Here is a 1,262-nt window from a genome sequence, read left to right on the forward strand (position 1 = left end):
GCGAGATGTTTTTCGCTAAAAAGCTTGGCCGTATTAAATTCTTCTCCGGAACGCATGCACGCCCACAACCCAGTCAGATATTTGCGCATCACCGCACCGATTGCCTGCATTTTTTTCTTGCCGCGAGCAACGAGAGCTTCGTAAAAAGCCTTCACATTCTCATCGCAGCGGATTGCCGTCATTGCCGGCATGAACATCGCTGCACGCAAATAAGCATTGCCGCATTTGGACATTCGCCCTGGCCGATTCACGCTGGTGCCGGATTGGGTCAACCTGACGTCCAGGCCTGCGTAACGGCTTACCTGTGCCGATTTAAGCGTCACAGGCAGGGTCGTCAGCTCCGCCAGTGCAGCGATAGCCGAGGCTTCTCCTACGCCGGGTGCCGCCATCATGCAGCGAAACTGCAAACTCAGGTCCGGGCATTTGGCGATGGCATCACGTGCGGCTTTCTTCAAACGATCAATCCGCGCGTCCAACCCTGCAATCGCCTCTTTCTCATCTTCGATCAGCAGCTCCACTCTTGTTTCTGTCGCTTGTAGCGCGTGCAATTCGTTTTTGGCTCGCGTTCGATGACCAATCAGACGATTGATATGACGTCCAATGGCACGCAACGTCATCTGATCGGCCGTAGGCGGCACCCAAAGTCTGGGCGCCATACGCTCGCCATATTCGGCTAGTAATTGAGAATCTATCTGGTCAGTCTTGCTGTTTTGCAGCATCAATTTGGCAAAATTGTGAAAACTTTTTGGGTTGATCACCGAGACCGGCAAACCGGCGGCGTGCAACTCCAGCGCAAGATCCAGGTAGTAAATGCCGGTGGCTTCCATAACCACGCTCAGCGGCTTGAGACCCAGCATCTTGGCCGCGGCAGTCTTGCGCCCTTTGGGTGTGTGCTGAATCTCCCACTGGCCTGATGTTTTACCGTTCTGTCGCCATCCCATCGCAGACGTGCGAGCACCAATGTCTATGCCGACATGAGTATTCATGCTTTTCACTTCCCTGACTTTCGGTAAGATTGCTCCCGGTTCCCCCGACCTCGAACTTCATGCCACTGCAACCTTGTAATGCGAAGTCCGACTTGTCGGCTTCTCGATACTCTTCGTGGTGGGCAATGAGGCGGGGGGGCCTCTCTACAGACAAGGTCAGGAGCAAATCCTGCCTTCAGGAGCGATCGGCCTCCCCCCAGAAACGCACTTGCTGTTGTATGAGTCCTTGAGCGTAACCTCTCTCTTTGGACTCAGGGTCAACATACAAGGAGCGAG

At 54.4% G+C, this 1,262-nt stretch carries 1 protein-coding gene; it reads right to left on the reverse strand.

The window, feature by feature from the left end; all coding sequences use genetic code 11:
- A partial coding sequence (locus tag D8U73_RS18635) for an IS110 family transposase (protein ID WP_130905382.1) occupies nucleotides 1–986 on the reverse strand: 986 nt, incomplete at its 3' end.
- Between the last annotated feature and the right edge of the window lie 276 nt (nucleotides 987–1,262).

This window comes from Pseudomonas sp. Sample_22 (assembly GCF_004307635.1).
Lineage (GTDB): Bacteria > Pseudomonadota > Gammaproteobacteria > Pseudomonadales > Pseudomonadaceae > Aquipseudomonas.